This is a genomic window from Sinobaca qinghaiensis (genome assembly GCF_003610495.1).
GTDB classification, from domain to species: Bacteria; Bacillota; Bacilli; order Bacillales; family Marinococcaceae; genus Sinobaca; species Sinobaca qinghaiensis.
Window position 1 is genome coordinate 112,090 of the sequence record NZ_RAPK01000011.1, and the last position, 15,155, is coordinate 127,244.

16 protein-coding genes are annotated in these 15,155 nt (G+C 42.5%); 5 read left to right on the forward strand and 11 right to left on the reverse strand.

Annotation, left to right across the window (positions count from 1 at the left end; translation table 11 throughout):
- Positions 1-149: 149 nt before the first annotated feature.
- Complete coding sequence (locus ATL39_RS14525) at positions 150-1,022, reverse strand: Cof-type HAD-IIB family hydrolase (protein WP_245961003.1); 873 nt, start codon at positions 1,020-1,022, stop codon at positions 150-152.
- Between the two features lie 219 nt (positions 1,023-1,241).
- Between ATL39_RS14525 and ATL39_RS14530 the strand changes: the two genes are divergently transcribed.
- Complete coding sequence (locus ATL39_RS14530; protein WP_120194094.1) at positions 1,242-3,053, forward strand: alkaline phosphatase D family protein; 1,812 nt, start codon at positions 1,242-1,244, stop codon at positions 3,051-3,053.
- A 103-nt stretch (positions 3,054-3,156) separates the two neighbouring features.
- On the opposite strand, the gene ATL39_RS14535 is transcribed toward ATL39_RS14530, so the two are convergent.
- The 4 genes from ATL39_RS14535 to ATL39_RS14550 form a co-directional block, all read right to left on the reverse strand.
- Positions 3,157-3,654: a P-loop nucleotide/nucleoside kinase family protein gene (locus ATL39_RS14535; RefSeq protein WP_120194095.1), complete on the reverse strand. Its 498-nt coding sequence runs from the start codon at positions 3,652-3,654 to the stop codon at positions 3,157-3,159.
- Between the two features lie 34 nt (positions 3,655-3,688).
- Positions 3,689-5,746, reverse strand: a complete 2,058-nt coding sequence (locus tag ATL39_RS14540) for a DUF2157 domain-containing protein (protein WP_120194096.1) — start codon at positions 5,744-5,746, stop codon at positions 3,689-3,691.
- A gap of 136 nt (positions 5,747-5,882) precedes the next feature.
- Positions 5,883-6,803, reverse strand: a complete 921-nt coding sequence (locus ATL39_RS14545) for an alpha/beta fold hydrolase (RefSeq protein WP_120194097.1) — start codon at positions 6,801-6,803, stop codon at positions 5,883-5,885.
- A 157-nt stretch (positions 6,804-6,960) separates the two neighbouring features.
- The gene (locus ATL39_RS14550; RefSeq protein ID WP_170146946.1) at positions 6,961-8,256 is read right to left on the reverse strand and encodes a DUF2254 domain-containing protein; all 1,296 of its coding nucleotides are present in this window, start codon (positions 8,254-8,256) and stop codon (positions 6,961-6,963) included.
- 216 nt (positions 8,257-8,472) lie between these two features.
- Here ATL39_RS14550 and ATL39_RS14555 point away from each other — a divergent pair, with 216 nt between their 5' ends.
- The 4 genes from ATL39_RS14555 (at position 8,473) to ATL39_RS14570 (ending at position 10,959) form a co-directional block, all read left to right on the forward strand.
- Positions 8,473-8,982, forward strand: a complete 510-nt coding sequence (locus ATL39_RS14555) for a GNAT family N-acetyltransferase (RefSeq protein WP_120194099.1) — start codon at positions 8,473-8,475, stop codon at positions 8,980-8,982.
- A 6-nt stretch (positions 8,983-8,988) separates the two neighbouring features.
- Positions 8,989-9,744, forward strand: coding sequence for a class I SAM-dependent methyltransferase (locus ATL39_RS14560; RefSeq protein ID WP_120194100.1), 756 nt, complete (start codon positions 8,989-8,991; stop codon positions 9,742-9,744).
- Between the two features lie 94 nt (positions 9,745-9,838).
- Entirely contained in the window at positions 9,839-10,285 is a 447-nt protein-coding gene (locus ATL39_RS14565; protein WP_120194101.1) for an Lrp/AsnC family transcriptional regulator, read from the forward strand.
- Positions 10,286-10,392: 107 nt separating this feature from the next.
- Positions 10,393-10,959 carry a shikimate kinase gene (locus ATL39_RS14570; RefSeq protein ID WP_120194102.1) on the forward strand — a complete coding sequence of 189 codons (567 nt, stop codon included), beginning with the start codon at positions 10,393-10,395 and terminating at the stop codon, positions 10,957-10,959.
- A 99-nt stretch (positions 10,960-11,058) separates the two neighbouring features.
- Here ATL39_RS14570 and ATL39_RS14575 read toward each other — a convergent pair whose 3' ends face one another.
- From ATL39_RS14575 to ATL39_RS14600, 6 genes are all read right to left on the reverse strand, one after another.
- Positions 11,059-11,283, reverse strand: a complete 225-nt coding sequence (locus tag ATL39_RS14575) for a DUF6366 family protein (protein ID WP_120194103.1) — start codon at positions 11,281-11,283, stop codon at positions 11,059-11,061.
- A 122-nt stretch (positions 11,284-11,405) separates the two neighbouring features.
- The gene (locus tag ATL39_RS14580; protein ID WP_120194104.1) at positions 11,406-11,630 is read right to left on the reverse strand and encodes a sugar ABC transporter permease; all 225 of its coding nucleotides are present in this window, start codon (positions 11,628-11,630) and stop codon (positions 11,406-11,408) included.
- 45 nt (positions 11,631-11,675) lie between these two features.
- Positions 11,676-12,368 carry an ABC transporter permease gene (locus tag ATL39_RS14585; protein WP_120194105.1) on the reverse strand — a complete coding sequence of 231 codons (693 nt, stop codon included), beginning with the start codon at positions 12,366-12,368 and terminating at the stop codon, positions 11,676-11,678.
- Positions 12,361-13,287 carry an ABC transporter ATP-binding protein gene (locus tag ATL39_RS14590; RefSeq protein WP_120194106.1) on the reverse strand — a complete coding sequence of 309 codons (927 nt, stop codon included), beginning with the start codon at positions 13,285-13,287 and terminating at the stop codon, positions 12,361-12,363. The genes ATL39_RS14585 and ATL39_RS14590 overlap by 8 nt, the downstream gene beginning before the upstream one ends.
- An 81-nt stretch (positions 13,288-13,368) precedes the next feature.
- A complete protein-coding gene (locus ATL39_RS14595; RefSeq protein ID WP_120194107.1) occupies positions 13,369-14,304 on the reverse strand; it encodes a sensor histidine kinase in 936 nt (311 codons plus the stop codon).
- Complete coding sequence (locus ATL39_RS14600) at positions 14,301-15,002, reverse strand: response regulator transcription factor (protein ID WP_120194333.1); 702 nt, start codon at positions 15,000-15,002, stop codon at positions 14,301-14,303. Before ATL39_RS14600 ends, ATL39_RS14595 begins: the two co-directional genes overlap by 4 nt.
- Between the last annotated feature and the right edge of the window lie 153 nt (positions 15,003-15,155).

The following is a 15,155-nucleotide window of genomic DNA, read 5'->3' on the forward strand; positions in this document are numbered from 1 at the left end:
GCTTACCCGGTCACATGACGGACATTTTAATTCCCATGGGCGGACGTCCCGTCTTCGCCACTTTGGCTTCCATAACGGAATTTTATGTCCGCAGTAGGGACACGTTAAATGAAAAATGTGATCACCTGCTTTATCTTTTTCTACAGCCTCTACGCTTTATGATCTGCCTTGTTTTTTAAAAAAGTGTGCTCCAGATAGGCCGCTACTCCGTCTTCGTCACAGGTGAATTCAGTGACTTCATCGGTAATCGCCTTTATATCATCGGCTGCGTTCTGCATAGCTACAGCATGATGAACATATTCAAACATCGGGAGGTCATTGTGACTGTCTCCTACTGCCAGCGTATCTTCCTGGGAAAGGTTGTACCGCTCCACCATTTCTTTTATACCGCTCGCTTTATTAATGCCGGCAGACATCACTTCCACGTTATGCGAGGAAGAAGTCGACGTTGTAAAGCTGGTGTGTTCTTTTAAACGCTCCAACTCTGCTTTCCATTCATCTATATGCCCGGTCGTTCTGGAAAAGAAGTAAAATTTGGAATAGCCGGCCTGTTCCGGCAGCGTTTCCGTCCAGACAATATCCTGCCGGACCGCCTGCTTTCGGGATAGCCATTCATTTATTTCCACTTCCGCAGGCTTTGGATCCTCCACTGCTCTTTCGATAAACGCCTGATCCTCCGCCATCATAATGCGCGGGGCATTGTAAGGAAACAGTTCGTAGTAGACTTCCTTTTTTCTGGCTTCTGCAATAATCGTTTCGACCAGGTCCAGCGGCAGCGAATGCTCAAAGAGGATCTCATCGTTAATATGGCCTTCCATGCCGTTGGAAGCAACGATTCCATCTACTTCAAATCCCTCCGGCACAAGGGACTTTACTTCCATCGCCGATCTGCCTGTTGCTATAAATACATACAGCCCCTGGCTCCGGAGCCGGTCAATTACCTTTTTGATCGTGAGGCTGACTTTATTCTGGCTGTCGAGCACCGTTCCATCCATATCCAGAAAGATTGCTTTTGTTTTCATTTCTTTTCCACTCCTATTGATTTCTTTTTCTATCCTTTTTAATCCCATCTTTATCAGTATAACAAAGAAACAAGGGCGTATTTGTTTCTATTCCCTCAGGCAGTATATCTAACCCGCTGCGATGCCATGAATTTCCAATAGGAGTTTGTAGAGTCCTCCGGCTATCTGTAGTACACTCATTTATAGACAAATGAAGTTTTTCCAAAGGAGCGCTCTGTATTGAATGAGTACGGCAGTTATATATTTAAAAAAGGCCATCCCTTTTCCTCTTATTTTCTGGAAGGGACGATATTTCCCGTAACAGAAAACCTGTATCCTTTTTATTCGGCATCGAGCTATTCTGAGAACGTTTTTCCCCAATCTGTCGTCTCCGGCGATCCCACATCAAGCGGCATGATTCTCTGGACGAGAATTGATCCTTCTTATATAGAAGGAGCTTCAAATAAAAAAGTCAACACGGAGGCTGAAACGTGGAAAACCGATCCATCCCACTTAACCGACAGCGCAGCGGAGGATGTATTTGTCCTGGTCGAGATTGCACAAACAGACGACTTTTCTGTTCCGGTGCTGCGGGCACTCGCTCCGGTCTGGAGCGAGCATGATTATGTGGTCCGGATAGACACGGATACATATCTGGAAGCAGACAGCACCTATTGCTACCGGTTTATAACAAAAAATGGGTGGACCAGTCCGGTTGGACGCTGTCGGACGCTTCCCGGGGCGGAGGAAGAAATAAAAGAGGTTTCCATCGGTCATGTCTCCTGCCAGGATTACACGAATGGACACTTTACGGCTTTTACCCACCTGGCGGCAGAAGACATTGCCTTTTTTATACACCTGGGCGATTATGTATACGAAGTTACGGGCAACGCCGATTACCAGGCTCCGGATAACTTTCGTGAGGTTGACCTGCCAAGCGGCAGCCCTACCGCGTATACGCTGGAAGACTATAGACAGCTCTACAAAACGTACCGTACCGATTTTCACCTGCAGCGTCTTCATGAACGGCACGCCATGGTAGCCGTGTGGGATGACCATGAATACGCAAATGACACCTACTATCCGGGTGTCGCTCCGGATGATGACCTGGAGCCGAATATGGAACGCCGTTCTTTTGCAAACCAGGCCTGGTTTGAGCACATGCCCTGCCGGTTTACGTACCAGACAGAGGATGGTGCCGAAAGTACGCTCGCCGTATACCGTCATATAGAAATTGGCAGCCTGGCCGGCATCTATATGATGGATGAGCGTTTGTACCGGGACTCCTTTCCATGCGGAAACGAACCGGCCGACCGCTACTTTACAGACGGCTGCGCAGAGAGGGAAAGCAGTGAACGGTCCATGCTCGGCTCCCGGCAGCGGGAGTGGCTTCTCGATAAGCTTGCCTCTTCGAAAAGCAAATGGAATATCTGGGGGAATCAGGTTCAGGTAACGCAGCTGAAATTTCTCGGCCGTTTCATTAACCTGGATTCCTGGGACGGATTTCCCTATGAACGGAATACGATTGCCCGCGCCATCGCAAACCACCAGGTTCCCAACTTTATTGCGCTGACAGGAGATTTTCATACATTTGAAGCGTCCCATATTCAGGAACATTACCGCAGCGGAAAAAGCAAACCGATCGGCGTTGAATTTATGGTTGGACCGATCAGCTCCAATCACTTGATCGAAACCACCAAAAACTACGCCGATCATCTGCTCGAAAGAGTGCCGCTTCCTATAAAAGAAACAACGGATGCTGTTGAATCCTACGTCCCCTCTGTGATTAAAGAGGGTCTTAAACTACCGGTCACGCGATTATTTACGGAATTTCAGAATATTATTAAAGTAGAAAACCCATGGATTCAGCTTTTCGACAGTACGTCCCACGGCTATGCCGTACTGACCCTGTCTGAGACGAAAGCCGACTGGAAAGCCTATGCGGTGGACACGATTGAAGAACTCGAATCCCCGAAATCGCTCCTGCTTCACTGTGAAGTACCGGAAGGCGAATCGGTTATACGCGTATTAAAGAAAAACACCTATTTTTAAAAATAGAACATAAGAAAAGGAGCTGTCCTTAAAAGGGCAGTTCCTTTTTATAATTATATGTGTGTACTTCCATCATGGCGCCGCTGGTTGAAACCTCTCCCTTTTATTCATTTTCACTACACTCTAAAATATTTAAACCCTCGGATGCTTCTGGTGCTTCAAAAAAGGTAGTAACATGAATAAACACCGCTTCCGTATCAAAATCTGCTCTTTCAGGCTGTTCGTTCCGCCTTTGTGCAATCTGACGCAGGCACTGTTCATTCGTTACGTTAAGGAACATCAGCTGATGATCGGCATGGACATCTGATGCCATCTCCAAAAACCACTTTCGCTGCTTTTGCGTATTAGCTGGAAAATCCATTACTACATTTGTACCGACATTTAATATATTTTGGACATGTTTTTTCACTAACGGTTTGATCAGCATCGAAAATTTTAGATAATCCTCAAATACTTCAATTTGATTTGGATAAAGAGAAGTGAGCCATTCATCCTCAGACAACAGGACCGCTTGTTTATCTATGGCCAGTTGTTTTGATTTCGTTGATTTACCCGCCCCCATTTTCCCACAGAAAAAGTACAGCGTCCCTGATTGTTTCATTCTTTTGAACCTCCTGGCCTATTTTACTGGCGTTTTACTGGCGGTATCGCACATCCTCTATTACCGCCACACCGTCCGTTCCTATCCGCAGAAGAACATGGCTGATTTCTCCTTCTGGTGCGGGATACGAATCAATTCCAAATTCTGTCCCATTCCAGCTATTAACTCTGCCGCGAAAAGAAGGAGATCCTGCTTCTTCTTTATCTGCTTTGATATCCAACAGCCGATAACTGTCATTTTCTGTTTCCTCCAATTGGGCGTGAACATAACTCCCTGACGGAAAGTTTTCCTCGTACGTACCGTCATAAATATTTATATAAGCTTGATTTTCTGCCTCTTCATACCCTGGACCGTAGTCTTCCACCTCCAGCCAGAGTACCTCTCCGTTTTGTAAGACCATTTCTTTTTGAACGGCTGGAATCAGCAGAATCACGGCAGCAAGCAGCACCGCAGCAGCCGGCAGTTTCCCTAAGCGCAGCGGTGCTTCTTTTAAAAGAGGCTGCTTTTTCTTTTCCAGTATATACGCAGTGAGGAGAAATCCCACTCCGAGAAGAAAAAGAGTAAATGCCAGATGAACATACGTCCAGAAAAGATCAACATACTGGGTAAAAAGAAAAACGAACCAGAGTACAGCCGTGATGGTGACAGCGATGCTGTCTTTTTGCCGCACCTGAACATAGAGCAGGCCGGTAAGCAGCAAAAAGTAGCCGAACAGATAGCTCCAGTAGAGAAGCTCCGTCTCTATTACGGTATAAGGAAGCTGAAACAAAAGCATCAGAGCCGCAAGGTATCCGAGCAGATAAAGCAGTCGAATGGAAAGCCGCCAATATGCTTCTGCAGCAATCAGGATATTCAGGCCGGCAGCCGTCCAGACCACGGCATGTGTGTTCTCCACTAACAGGAAAAGCCAGGTAAGCAGGGCTGCGTTGGCTAATCCATATACAACGATCCGGTAAAAAGGACGATCATCACGCATCCAAATCCATCCGGTTAACGCAAGCAGAGGAAGCATCTGCCAGACAGCCGCGTCTGCACTCAAAACCACTAGTTGAATCATACTGAAAAATACGATGGCCTGTGCAAAAGAGGAATCAAGTTTTCTTTTCCACAGCACAAAACTGAACAGGACCAGAATGCTCACAAACAGCACAGCAGGCAGCGCCTCAAATAAAAACAGGCCGACAAAACCACTGAAGGCGCCTGCCGCTATTAACGCTCCAACTAAAGTCACTGTATGCAGAAAAAATAATTTAGACTGCATGCTCCGGCCGCGTTTTGCAAACGAAGAAATGAGTTTCACACTGCCGTAGACAGCCCCGGCAGCAAAGAGAAAAATAATAATAAAAACGGCTCCGCTGTAGATATCCATCATCGTAATAAACAGAAACTGAAAAGCGTACAGGCCCGTAAATACAATCGTTATTTTAAGCGTAGCAGGTCTGCGGCGCACCGCATAAAAGGACACTGCGAGAATGGCAAGATACGCTGTACCTGCGAACACCTCCACTTCCGGAAGCACGTAACGCACCGCACCGCAGAATGGAAACCAAAGAACAGCAGTAAACCAGGCATGCTGCAGCAAAACATCTTTCCCTTTTCTTAGACTCCACCAGTAGATAGATGCGTTGACAGCCGACGCTGCTAACAGACCTATCAGCGTGCCCGCTTCCGGCCAGTTATAATACACCGGGAAAATAATGGTCCAGAGAAGCGTCTGAAACAGCAGAAATCGAAGTACGAGCAGGGATCGCATTTTTACTTGAAGCGTCACGACCATTACGGGAAGCAGCCAGAAGAACAGCAGCCACCAGCTTTCTGCCTGGGAATGGTAAATGGTCCCTATCAGTGCAATAGCAGGACCTAGGCAGATATATCCCGCCAACAAGCTCAATCCACTGAAGAAAGAAAACTTTTTCCGGCAGAGATAGGCCAGCACGAAAAGCAGTAAAAGAAAACCAAATACAACACCTGCCTGCTCCACCCGATCAAATAAATGCCACCAGCTCTCCATATAAACCAAAGCCGCAGCAATAAGCAAAGCCATGCCTAACACGTACGTCCATTGAACCATTCCAGCTTCCCTCGTTCTCATCGCAGCTTCCTCTCCACCCTGTCCAGTGTGTAAGTCCTTCCTTTTTATAATTGCATTCGTGATGTCTTAGGATATGTTTATTATACTTCAGCATTTCTTTTATTGGATAATTTTTGAAATTATTTTTTAAAAATTATCATTTCGAATTATTATTCAGCATAAACTCTTTTAACACGGCAGCCAGTCTATCCTCAGCTTCCAAAGCCAGGCTGTGGCCGCACTCTTCAAATAACTCGGCGCGCTCCACGTTTTCTGCCGCATGCTGCATTTGTCCTTCCACCAGTTCCCCAAAAAATTCAGGAGCACCAATAGTAAGAATGCGCAGATCCAGCTTCTTTTTTAAGAGGGTTTCATTAATTTCTGCATTCTTAAGACCGGCCCGGTATGTTTCCAAACAACCTCTCAGTCCGCCCGGCGCCGACAGCTTTGCAATCCATTCATCAAGTGCCTCATTCGTAATAGCATTAGGGTTCCACGTTTCCTGCTTGATCCAGAACTCCCAGAATTCACGCTCATGTCCGCTGATCAGCATCTCGGGAATATGGGGAATCCAAAAGAATGGGATATGCCAGAGCCATACGCCTTTCAAGTTATATTGAGCGGAGACATTTTCCGGCGTGAAGTTCGACCATTCTTCCAGCCCCTGTCCGGATAGAAGCATTTCGGCAAAACACAGTGCCTTTACACGTTCTGGATAACTTGCTGCCAATGCGTAGGCAAATTCTGCTCCGCGGTCTTCCCCGTGCAGGTAAAACTGCTCATGTCCCAGGCCTGTCATGAGTTCTGCCATATCTTTTGCATTCGTTAACGAGTCGTACCCTTCCTCTGCCGGCGGCTTGTCCGTATCGCCAAACCCGCGGAGGTCCGGAGCTACTACCGTAAAATGTTCTGTTAATAAAGGAAAAAGTTTATACCAGTAATAGTGGGTTTTCGGTGTCCCATGAAGCAGCAGCAGCGGCTCTCCCTTTCCTGCCGTGATATAGTGCATTCGAATTCCATTAACTCTTGCTCTGCCATGCTTTACAGGGTGTCCATTATGATCATACATTTCAGCCATCTTATTCAGCTCCTTATTCTGTTTTTTCAGCGGCATTATAAATTAAAGATAACGCTTTCAAAAAAAGATAATTTAACCGCTCTTCTTTTTAGTATAAGGGCTTTTAAAAATGCTGCCTATAAAAAAAGCGCCTTCCGTATTGGAAAGCGCTGCTGTTTTACGTGGTTTTCGTACGTTCCCGATCCAGGGCGTTCTCTTTTTCCTGCACGCGCTCCTGCCAGTATTCTTTATCCCAGTCGGCAAGCTGTTCTTCAGCTACCGCGTCTTCCATATAGCGGGAAAAGGAAGTCACTTCCTGAAGCACACGATGGTTTCCTGTTTTTATGAGCATCGTCAACGCTTCTACACACGCCCCCATAACAGAAATATCGTTCTGGCCGTACAGTCTGATCTGGTAAAAGCTTTTGTACAAATATTCTTTATAAGGCTTTACGGGCATCACTAGACGCAGCTGCCCTTCATCATCCGTAAAATACTGATCGTTCGTGTGGACATGGCTTAGTTCGGATAATAATGCCCCAATACGATTGATACAATTTGCCGCTGTATGGGGATCATTTATGGCCGGCGAAATCGCCCGCAGCGCAATTTCTACAATTTTCTGCATCGAAAACTCGATATCCTGATCATTGCTTCTTTCTTCTCCCACTAATAGAAAACTTCTTAATTTCTCAGGCGGAATATCATGCTTTGACCAGCATCGGAACAGAGCCTCTCCGCGGTGCACATAATCGCCAACATGAAACAGGCTCTCGAACACGCCTTCCTGATGTTTCGCCCAGTAGATCAGCTCTTTCATTTTGACCATGTTCGTATAGCCTGAGCGTTCAGCGTAAATGATCGTTTCTTCTCCCTTACGGAAATCGCTGTTCCATTCGCTAAAGCCATCTATCCCTTTATACGTGTACGTCTCTGCGATGACTTTAGAAGCATCGGAGCGGATATGGCTAATTAGATGATTGACCTGCAGCCACTGGGTGGAGTGGTATATAAAGACAATAAAAAAAGCCAGACAGCATAGTGCAACCAGGACGGTAAGCATCGGCATAAGAATCTGGTTGTTGCCTTCGCTCGAGAAAAGCAGCATGTTCACGAGAGTAAACAGAACGCCGAATGTAAAAACGCCGAGCGTATGCTGTGTAGTTGGACTCTTCATGAAGTCCTGCAGAGCCCGTGGCGTAAACTGGGTGGAATATGTCGTCAGTACGACCATAATTGATGAAAAGCTGATCGTCGTCAGCGTCAGTAATGCTGTTACCAGGGCACTGTACATTGAAGTCGCTGTATTATCCGTAACCAAAAGCATGGCTGGAACATTGTTATAAATCGGCCGAAGCACCTGCTGATCCATAATAGAAGCTCCAATGACGATAATTAAGCTGAGTACGGCGTAGCACCCCGGGATAAACCAAAATTTATCCCTGATTTGTATGTACCATCTCTGGTGCTTCATGACTTCCCTCCTCTTTCTAACGTGCAATCCGTCTATTGTAAAGGAAATCATTCAGCAATGCATTGGGTTTACCTTATAAAAATATTTTGTATAACCATTAGTTTCATGTATTCTTACAAAGTGAATTTTTTTCAAAGTAAATATATGTTAATTTAATACATATACTTTCTTAAATTATAGATAAAAATCATCATTAATAAGAAAGCGGGGACGACAATGACTATAAGATTTTTGGATATAAACGATGTTTATGATTTTCGTGAGCTGCGAATAAAAGGATTGCAGACCGACCCAACAGCCTTTGGTTCTACATATGATAGAGAAATTAACCTGCCTTTGGAAAAATTCGAAGAACGTTTGAAGCATTCACCGAACCAATTTACGGTAGGTTGTTTTCACAGAAATAAATTGATTTGCAGCGCTTCTTTTATAAGGCATTCTGCTGATAAATTCAAACATAAGGGGATGATAGTAGCTGTATATTGTGAGGAAGAATACAGAGGCTCCGGCGCGGCTAAGAAAACTATTCAATTTCTACTAACAAATGCTAAAAAGCTTCCTGGTTTGGAAATACTACATATAACCGTTGTGTCTGACAATATAAGAGCCAAACACTTTTATACGAATATTGGTTTTCAAAAGTACGGACAGGAGCCTCGAGCTTTATTTTATAAGAACCGTTACTATGATGAAGATTTGATGTATCTGGAGATACAGAAAGGATAACTTATTATGGCTAGTTTTTATGGGAGCTTATCTGCAGAAGTGTATGATTTTGATAAATATATAGGTAAATCCTATGGAGACGTAGAGTATTATTCTGAAAGATTACGCGGCACAACAGGGAAAATCCTGGAGCCTGCAGTCGGAAATGGAAGAATACTGCTCCCGCTGCTGGAAAAAGGCTTATATGTAGAGGGTTTTGATCTTTCTACTAACATGCTCGATCTGTGCAGACAACATTTGACAGAGAGAAAATTGCAGGCAGCATTATTCCTATTAGACATGGCTGAATTCGAATTAAATGAACGTTATGGTGCCGTGATCGTACCTACGGGCTCTTTTCTGCTTGTGCACAATAGATCGGAATCTATTTCAGCACTGCAATGTTTTTACCGTCATTTAAATAAGGGAGGTCGATTAATGATAGATATCTTCCTACCAGAAAATTTCAATCCCGGTTTTATATCCAAACGAACATTCGAAAATGAACGCAATGAAACAATTACTCTAGAAGAAACGTTAGTTGAGGTCGATTACATTCATCAAGTTACCTGGAGTCACCACAAATATGAAAAGTGGAACAATAATAAGTTAGTGGATACAGAGCTGGAGGTCTTTCCTCTTAGATGGTATGGCGTAGAAGAATTCGCTCTTGTATTAAAAGAAATTGGCTTCAGGGAGATCGTTGTATCTGCTGACTATAACTATGGCAGCTATCCCGACAATGACACCCGGATGATAACTTTCGAAGCTGTGAAATATTAGCTGCACGATTATTTGAAATCAATTTCTATGAGATCGAAACAGTGATAATCTGTGTTAAAATTCACTTAATACTCTGTAAAGGAAGTGTCCTTGTATGTCTTTCTCCTTAGATCAAACAGACGAAGCCATTATGTACTACTTAAAACAGAATGCGAGGGAATCTTATTCAGCCATCGCTCGATCCTTAAACGTCAGCGAAGGTACAGTACGCTCCAGGATAAATAAAATGCTGGAGGACGAAGTTTTTGAATATGTTATTCATACGGATCCGAAAAAAATTGGTCTGGACGTCCAGGCGATTTTTGGTATCAACACCAGGCTTGGAATGCAGGATACAATAGCTGAAAAGCTTCAGGCTTTTGACTCCGTACGCTTTGTAGGTGCTTTTTCCGGTACCCATGATCTGATGCTGCAGGCCTACTTTTCTGAGAATGATGATTTGGTCTCGTTCATTAATACAGATTTGGCGGCCCTGGACGGAATTATTGATATCGATGTGAACGTCGAACTCAAACAGTATAAGGATAGTTTTACATACTAGATCTTCAAACTGCTAAAGCTTTTTAAATAAAAAAGAATTGTCTTTCTCTCATTCATTTAACCAGAAGCAATAAATCATTTACTTAGAAAGATTCAAAGGAGGCTGCTATGAGTTCTGTGGTAATGATCGGTCCTATCTGCAGCGGGAAAAGTACAGTTTCCGCTTTACTAGCTGATATGTTACAGAGTCCTCGCTGTTGCATGGATAGTATACGTTTTTCCTATTATAAAGAGTTAGGCTTCAGTGAAGAAAAACAAGAGCATATAAGAAAAAAGGAAGGGTTTCCCGGCGTATATCAATATTGGAAACCTTTTGAAGCCCATGCTGTTAAGCGGGCTCTTGAAGATTTTCCGGACCATATTCATGATTTTGGGGCCGGACACTCCGTACAAGAGGAACAAGGCAGTGCATCTGTAGTCAAAAAAGCACTACATGCTGCCGAAGTGTTTCTTCTTCTCCCCTCTCCGGATATAGAAAAATCTAAGAATATTCTACGCCAGCAACTTTTACATCGCACACATAACCCGGCTGTACTAGATATTAATGATTATTTTGCTGAGCATGGCATGAATCGAGAACTGGCTGATCATATCATTTATACAGATAATAAATCTGCACAGACAGTAGGAATCGAAATAAAAAAGATTTTACAAGAATCTGCCAGACACGCTTGAAATACATATGCGGTATTGCTTAGAAACAGCAACACCTTACATACCTGGTAATTGTATTGAACAGCTTCACCTTAAAAATAACTAATAACATCAATAATTTTAACCAAATAGTACATACAATATGAGAGCCACCACAATTAATAATAAAATTCCCTTCGGCCCCATACTGTTGGAAACTTCTGATACCCCTCCCGTCTGAGAGCGTTCGAAAGCATCTCTTGCATTGCCTCCTGGATTATTTTTATACTCTTCCAGTCTTTTATCGTCTGCTTGTTTTCTTTTATCTTTAGAACCGATAGTACCCCTCTTTTCTAAAAGATTCATAAGTTTGTTATACCGCTCTTTTGTCTAGTGGTCGCTTTAGCTGCTAGTTAAATTATAGATAAAGTGCACCATGGGTAAGTATATAAGACCTTCTTAACCATTAGAGGTTAGAAGGTCTTTTTTCATTTTTTTGAGAATACCACTGCGTGTGAAATACTGCTTATCCATACTAAAAAGCTTATTAACACACCGAATGCAACAATAATATTTTCACTGCTGAAAGCCATAAAAATGGTAGGGATATACCCTGCAGCAAAAAGGATGCCTAATACCATTCTGCCAAGATAAAATTGACCCATACCTGGAAAAAGAAAGGATAAGAGGCCGGCTAACCAAGTCTTTTTCATACTTTAGCTCCTTTTTGTTTTTATTTAAGAATTTCATTTAATTATTTAAATATCTTTTTTCACTGCTTGCCCTATCACCAGATAAGCTGCAATAAAGCCGAAGATTCCCAGCAATACAGGAACTGCTGTAATCGAGAAAAGAGTGGCACCGCTTGTGTCTACTGCTGATGACAGCAGGGCAACAATAACAATAGAAGAAATAATCGTTGCCGGTACCGAATATTTTATCATCCCGAAAAACAATGGGATTAAAGACAGTCCTGCACAGGCAACAGCAAGCACCATTAAGTGAACCAGATAATCAGAAGGCAGCGTAAACCCGAGCTCGATAGGGGTGAACATATACATGCGATTAAAAATAGCAAAGCTGTAGTAGACAATCATCACCGACATAGTTACGAAAAAAAAAGTCAGGACGCTCACAATGATCAGTTTGACCAAAAGTATTTTTTTTCGGCTGATCGGATACATAAAGAGAAATGAAATCGTTTTGTTCTTAAACTCTTCAATAATTATCTGTGATAATAAAACGGAAGCATAGATGATAAAAGCTGCAATGACGAACAGTTCAATCAATATTCGAATGTCTTCAGCGTTTGCTAAGAACTCAGCCGCTGCCTCTGGTTCGATACCGAGTACCATGAGCATGCCGATGATAGCTGCATTTATCAGTAAAAAACTCAATGCTATACTTTTTATATTCATCCTTTTTAGTTCCAGCTTGATCAAATTAAACATTCGACTGCCCTCCTTCTATGAGCTGCAGAAAATAGTCCTCGAGGGGCTGTTTTTTATGATGAATGGACTGGATTTCAACCTGGTTTTGATTCATTGACTGAATGATATCATTTTGTGAAATATAATCTTCGTAAATTTGAATAATGCCCTTATCTTCTTTCACAAGGAAGTTATGCAGTTTTAATTCATTTTCAAGTACGAAAGCAGCTTTTGGGTAGTCTTTAACACTCATTTCCAAATGAACGGTGTGGGTACTGCGTATCTCTTCCATAGATGCTTCTTTAATCAGCTTCCCTTTGCTGATAACACCGATCGTATCGGCAATTTGCTCAATCTCCGCCAAATTGTGGCTTGAGATCAGTAATGTGATGCCATACTGCCGGCTGAGCTTTATAAATAAGTCACGTATCTCATGCATTCCAACAGGATCCAGACCGTTCACCGGTTCATCTAATATAAGAAACTCAGGTTTCGTAATAATAGCGCGTGCGATACCGAGCCGCTGCTTCATGCCAAGAGAAAAATCTTTAACAGATTTATTGTCTGCATTTACTAAATTCACCAATTTTAATGTCTCGGAGATGGCCTTTTTATCGTAATAACCCATATACTCGCAGTGAATCTCCAAATTTTTTCTGGCGGTAAGCTTTTCATAAAATATGGGGTATTCAATAATGCTCCCCATTCTCTTCAACTGTTCATAAAACGTATCTTTCACTTTCTCTTCAAATATTTCAATTTCTCCTCCAGAGGGCTTTACCAAATTAGTAATCATTTTCATAATAGTTGTTTTACCTGCACCATTAGGTCCCAGAAAACCATAAATTTCTCCGCGTCGTATGTTCATACTAACTTCAGATACTACTTCTTCGCCTCGATAAACCTTTGTCAGCTGGTGTGTTCTAAGAATATAAGCCATGCTGCATTCTCCTCTCTTACTTCCTAGACTCACTTTAGCAAAAGGTTCTGTCATTTTACTTACTTAATCCTTAAGGATTTCTTACGTTTTATATTTTTTGAATGTAATGGTAAAAACCGTTTTGTCAAAAGGCGAACTGAAAAAATCAATGCTCCCATTCATCCGTTCTACCAGCCTTTTAGCAATTGTCAGTCCAAGTCCGCTGCCTTTAGTGGAAGAATCTCTTGCGTCTTCCAAAGTGTATAGACGTTCGAAAATTTTATGCGCATCTTTTTCCTTAATTCCTCTGCCCTTATCCCAAACTTCAATCTTTACTTGATCAACTTCTTGACACAGCGTCAGGCCCAGCACATTTCCATCTTTCCCATAGCGGATGGCATTGGATACTAAATTATCCAGAACACGTATAAGAGCTTCTCCATCGGCATCGATGAATACGGCTTCTTCCGGTATATCGATCATCACGTTAAAGCCGTTGACGGTTAATGTATCATAATAGCCAAGAATGGTTTTTCTGCAGATTTCGCCTGCATTAATTTTCTTCATTTTAATTGGCCAGTCATTTGATTCCAGCTTCGCCAAATCAAAAAAATGGCTAATCAGGTTACTTACTTCAACTACTTTTCTATTCACCTTTGCCAGCAGTTCCTCCTGCTCTTCACGCGTATATCTTTTGTCGTGCTGAATCGTCTCGATATACCCTAGAATAACAGTCAGTGGTGTTTTTAAATCATGAGAAACGTTGGACAGCATGCGGTTCATAGAGGTTCTCACCCGGATACCGTCAGCCATATACTCCTGATGATAATCAAGCAGCGAATTGATTCTGTTTAGCAGCTCTTTCAATGACTTTTCATTGGTTATAACGCGAAGCCTTTCAGTCGACTGCTTCTCAATAATCTCGTCCAGCTTTCTTGAAACATAAGGAAGGTCTTCTGTTATCATCTTTTTAATCTTGTAGTATCGATAACTGACAAATAGCAGCAGTCCTAAAAGAATCCCGCTCAAATAGATCATTTTTCAACCTCAATTTTGTAGCCGATACCCCAAATTGTTTTTATGTATTTTGGTGAAGAAGGATCTTCTTCAATTTTTTCTCTAAGTCGGCGAATATGCACATTAATAACGTTGTCATCCCCGTAATAGACTTCTTTCCATACGCTTTCAAACAGCTGGCCTTTCGTAAAAACCTGATTTGGATTGGTGGCAAGCAATTTTAAAATCTGAAATTCCTTAGCCGTCAAATTTAACTCTCTGCCTTCTCTTTTAACTGAAAAGTAAGAAAGATTTATTTCTAAACCGCCTATTTGTACCTTTTGCTCTGAATGATTCAAAGCTGTGTGACTATACTGCTGGGACCGTCGTAACGCTGCCCTTACCCTGGCTGTCATTTCAATTAAGGAGAAAGGTTTGGCAATATAATCATCTGCCCCAAATCCAAGCCCCAGTGCCTTATCCAAATCGCTGCCTTTGGCAGACATGATCAAAATGGGCAGCATGCTTTCTTTTCGAATCGTCTGAAGTATATCCAGTCCATTTGCAGTGGGGAGCATTAAATCCAAAATGACTAAATCGTATGTTCCTTTTGAAAAAAGACGCAGGGCTTCATTACCATCAAAGGCTGAGGTCATCTTATATCCTTCTTTTTGCATATGATTTAATACCATTTCATGAATTTCCTGGTCATCCTCTATAAGTAGAATAGAGTCGTTCATTATCATCACTTCTCTCTTTTTAACGTATTACTACCACGTATCTATATAAATTCATATTATATGATAGCCGGCTAAAAAGAAACTTAACCCATATCTGGTAAATGATATACTTTATTCACTGATGATTCTTTTAAGTACAGCGTTAATGAGCCT